General features: G+C 72.1%; 4 protein-coding genes. 3 read left to right on the top strand and 1 reads right to left on the bottom strand.

Going from position 1 to position 4,377, the window contains the following annotated elements:
• Nucleotides 1-262 precede the first annotated feature (262 nt).
• Nucleotides 263-673, bottom strand: a complete 411-nt coding sequence (locus ACWCQ6_RS35960; protein WP_451096540.1) for a CoA-binding protein — start codon at nt 671-673, stop codon at nt 263-265.
• Between the two features lie 58 nt (nt 674-731).
• On the opposite strand from ACWCQ6_RS35960, the gene ACWCQ6_RS35955 reads away from it, so the two are divergent.
• The 3 genes from ACWCQ6_RS35955 to ACWCQ6_RS35945 form a co-directional block, all read left to right on the top strand.
• Nucleotides 732-1,358, top strand: a complete 627-nt coding sequence (locus ACWCQ6_RS35955) for a YigZ family protein (RefSeq protein WP_451096538.1) — start codon at nt 732-734, stop codon at nt 1,356-1,358.
• 460 nt (nt 1,359-1,818) lie between these two features.
• Entirely contained in the window at nt 1,819-2,985 is a 1,167-nt protein-coding gene (locus ACWCQ6_RS35950) for an exonuclease SbcCD subunit D (RefSeq protein ID WP_451096536.1), read from the top strand.
• Nucleotides 2,982-4,377 (top strand): AAA family ATPase (locus ACWCQ6_RS35945; RefSeq protein ID WP_451096534.1); only part of this gene is annotated, 1,396 nt, incomplete at its 3' end. The genes ACWCQ6_RS35950 and ACWCQ6_RS35945, both read left to right, overlap by 4 nt.

Below are 4,377 nucleotides of genomic sequence, written 5' to 3'. Positions count from 1 at the left end.
CCTCAGCCGAAGGCCGCCCGCACGTGCGGCAGTTACCACTCCGAGTGATCAAGTACGAGGAGCCGTTCGGACCCCGAGGTTAAAGATCAAGTTAGTGCCGCGGCAGGCTGCGTTCGCCCCGTCGCGACGCCCGGCACGCACTCTCGCCGCAGCGGACGAAAGCCCGAGTACGTCCAGTACGAGGGCTTCCGTCCGGCACGCCTAGAGCACGCACCGGACGCCGCTCCTCGACGGGCAGACGTTGCCTGCCGCGGCAGAACAACTAGCGCTTCAGCGCCGGGATCTCGATGGCGGGGCACCGGTCCATGACCATGTCCAGCCCCGCCGCACGCGTGCGGCCGTACGCCTCCGTGTCGACCACGCCGAGCTGGAACCAGACGGCCCTGGCGCCTGCCGCGACCGCCTCGTCGGCCACCGCGCCCGCCAGGTCGCTGTTGACGAAGACGTCCACCACATCGACCGGGAACGGTATGTCGGCCAGCGAGGCGTAGCCGTCCTCCCCGTGCACGCGCTCCGCCTTCGGATGGACCGGGACCACCCGCTTGCCGAAGCGCTGAAGCACCTCGGCGACTCCGTAGGCCGCGCGCGACCGGTTGTCGGACAGGCCCACCACCGCCCAGGTGTCGCCGCTGTCCCGGAGAATCCGGCGGATCGTCTCTTCGTCTGCGTACATGATCCGGACAACGGACGGCGGCCCCGGACCATTCCCGTGCAGGGCATAGGCTGGCCGGATGCAGGAGCAGTACCGGACAGTCGCCCGCGCGGGCGTGCACGAGACCGAGATCAACCGATCGCGCTTCATCTGCGCGCTCGCCCCCGCCGCCACCGAGCAGGAGGCACAGGACTTCGTCGCACGCGTCCGCGCGGAACACCCGACCGCCACCCACAACTGCTTCGCCTACGTGATCGGCGCCGACGCCTCCATCCAGAAGGCGAGCGACGACGGGGAGCCCGGGGGCACCGCGGGCGTCCCCATGCTGCAGATGCTGACGCGCCGTGAGATGCGTTACGTCGTCGCCGTCGTCACCCGCTACTACGGTGGCGTCAAGCTCGGCGCCGGCGGACTGATCAGGGCCTACGGGGGAGTGGTCGGCGAAGCTCTCGACGAGCTCGGCACCATCACCCGCCGGCGCTTCCGCCTCGCCACGATCACCGTCGGCCACCAGCGCGCCGGCAAGCTGGAGAACGATCTCCGGGCCACCGGCCGCACCGTGCGCGAGGTCCGCTACGCGGAGGCCGTCGTCATCGAGATCGGACTGCCGGACGCCGATGTCGAGTCCTTCCGAGGCTGGCTGGCCGACGCGACGGCGGGCGAGGCCGGGCTGGAGCTGGGCGGCGAGGCGTACGGGGACGCCTGACCGGATCTCCGCGTCATCACGCGCTCTCCAGTCGTGCCGCCGCCGATCGGCCGCACCGGACCATGGGTGCGTGGCCCGACTCCTGACCCGCGGCGATCTCCTGGCCGTGCTCGCCCCGGAGCCCGCCCTGAAAGCCCTGTCCGAGAGGTTCCGCAACGCAGGATCCTTCACGATCGCGGGGCAGCGCGTGCGCACGGATCTGCCGTTCCCCGGTACGGCGACGGCGCACACCCGGCCGTGTCTCCCGCACGACCTGTTCCGCCCACGCACCGGCCGGGCCCCGCCGGCAGGACCTGGTCGTCGTCCGGCCCGCGTACCGGAGGGAAGGATTCCGCTCCGTCGGAACGCGGATCGATCTTCTCGGATGAAGCCGGCGGTGATGCGAGACTGTGAGGGGTGAGGAAAGAGGGGCTCACCACTCGGGGCGGAGGAAGAGAACAATGCGGGTCGGAGCCGGGTCTTGAGAATTCTGCACACATCGGACTGGCACCTGGGGCGCTCGTTCCACCGGGTCTCCCTGCTCGAAGCCCAGGCCGTCTACCTGGACCACCTGGTGGACATGGTGCGCGAGCACGAGGTGGACGCGGTCCTCGTCGCAGGTGATGTGTACGACCGGGCCGTTCCACCACTGTCCGCCGTCGAGCTGTTCGACGACGTGCTGCACCGGCTCGCCGCCGTCGGTGTGCCCACCGTGATGATCTCCGGGAACCACGACTCGGCACGCAGGCTGGGCGTCGGCGCGCGACTGATCGGACGGGCCGGAATCCATCTGCGGACCGACCCCGCCGACTGCGCCACCCCCGTCGTCCTGCGGGACTCACACGGCGACGTGGCGTTCTACGGGCTGCCCTACCTGGAACCGGCCCTGGTGAAGGATGTCTTCAAGGCGGAGCGCGCCGGTCACGAAGCGGTGCTGACCGCAGCCATGGAGCGGGTACGCGCGGACCTCGCGGGCCGCCCGGACGGCACCCGGTCCGTGGTGCTCGCCCACGCCTTCGTCGCGGGCGGCGAGCCCAGCGACAGCGAGCGCGACATCACCGTCGGTGGGGTGGCCGCCGTGCCAGCCGGAGTCTTCGACGGCGTCGACTACGTGGCGCTCGGCCATCTGCACGGCTGCCAGAGCGTCACCGAACGCGTCCGGTACTCCGGCTCGCCGCTCGCCTACTCCTTCTCCGAGGTCGGCCATCGCAAGACGATGTGGCTGATCGACCTCGACGCCTCGGGCACGGTCACCGCCGAACGCCTCGACTGCCCGGTGCCCCGCCCCCTCGCCAGGCTCCGCGGCCGCCTCGACGAACTCGTCGAGGACCCCGCGCTGGAGCGGCACCAGGAATCCTGGATCGAGGCCACCCTCACCGACCCGGTGCGCCCGGCCGAGCCGATGGCCCGGCTCCTGGAGCGCTTCCCGCACGCACTCAGCCTCGTATTCGAACCCGACCGGCCCGCCGACGACCCGCTCGCCTCGTACGCACAGCGTCTCAAGGGGCGCGACGACCAGCAGATCGCCGAGGACTTCGTGGCACATGTGCGCGGCGGCTCGGCGGCCGACGAACAGGAACGAACAGTGCTGCGCGGCGCCTTCGAGCACGTCCGGGTGGACGACGCAGTGCGCGAGGTGAACCGTTGAGACTCCACCGGCTCACCGTCACCGCCTTCGGGCCGTTCGGCACCACCCAGGAGATCGACTTCGACGCCCTCTCCTCGGCCGGGCTCTTCCTGCTGCACGGGCCGACCGGCGCCGGGAAGACCTCGGTGCTCGACGCGGTCTGCTACGGCCTCTACGGTGCGGTGCCCGGCGCCCGCCAGAGTCCCGGCACCTCCCTGCGCAGCGACCACGCCCCGGCGGACCTCGCCACCGAGGTCGCGCTGGAACTGACCCTCGGCGGGCGACGCCTCGAGATCACCCGGAGTCCCGCCCAGCCCCGCCCGAAGAAGAAGGGCACCGGCTTCACGACGGAGAAGGCGCAGAGCCGGCTGCGCGAATACGACCCCGACGACGGCTGGCGGCCGCTCAGCCGCTCGCACCAGGAGATCGGCGAGGAGATCACCCGGCTCATCGGGATGAGCCGGGAACAGTTCTGCCAGGTGGTGCTCCTGCCCCAGGGCGACTTCGCACGCTTCCTGCGCGCCGACGCCGAGGCCCGCGGCAGACTCCTCGGCAGGCTCTTCGACACCCACCGCTTCGCCGCCGTCGAGGAGCGTCTCGCCGAACTGCGTCGTACCGCCGAAACCAGGGTCAGGGCCGGGGACGAACGTGTTCTGGCAGCAGCTCAGCGGATCGCCCAGGCCGCCGGACCCGCCGCACGCGAATCGCCGCTCCCCGACCTCCAGCCCGGCGAACCGGGGCTCGCCGAGGGCGTGCTGGAGTGGGCCGCCATGGCCCGCAGCGGTGCCCGCGAACGGCTCGACATCGCCTCCTGCGTCCTCACCATGGCCGAAGGCCGCCAGTCGGCCGCCCGCCTGACCCTCGACAGCGAACGCGAACTCGCCGCGCTCCAGCAGCGATACGAGGAGACGCGGCGCCGCGCCGCCGCGGTCGAAGCCCGCCGCCCCGACCGCGACCGGCACCACGAACGCCTCGCACGGGCCCGCAAGGCGGACCTCGTCGCGCCCGCGCTGGACCTGCGGGAGGCGGCCGACCGCACCTACCGCACCGCCTGCCGGGCCCGTGACCGCGCGCGCGCCGCGCTCCCCGGCACTCTGGCCGACGCCGGTGCCGAACAACTCGCGGAGCTGGAGCGCAGGCTCCGCCAGGAGCTCGGCGGGCTCGACGCCGCGAAGCGTGCCGAGCAACGGAGCGCCCGGATCGACACCGAGCGGGTCGGCCTGGAGCGCCAGGCAAGGGATGACGAGGAGCTCATCCGCGAAGCGGAAGCCTGGCTGGCCGACTGGGATTCCACCCGTGACGGCCTGCGGGCACGCATCGAGGTGGCCCAGGAGGCCGCCACCCGCGCCGAACAGCTCGCCGGCCGGCTGGAGCCCGCCCGCGCCCGGCTGGACGCGGCCCGCCGCCGCGACG

The organism is Streptomyces sp. NPDC001880, from assembly GCF_053594575.1.
The sequence above is the reverse complement of the archived record's forward strand: the minus strand, read 5'-3'. Positions and strand labels throughout refer to the sequence as shown.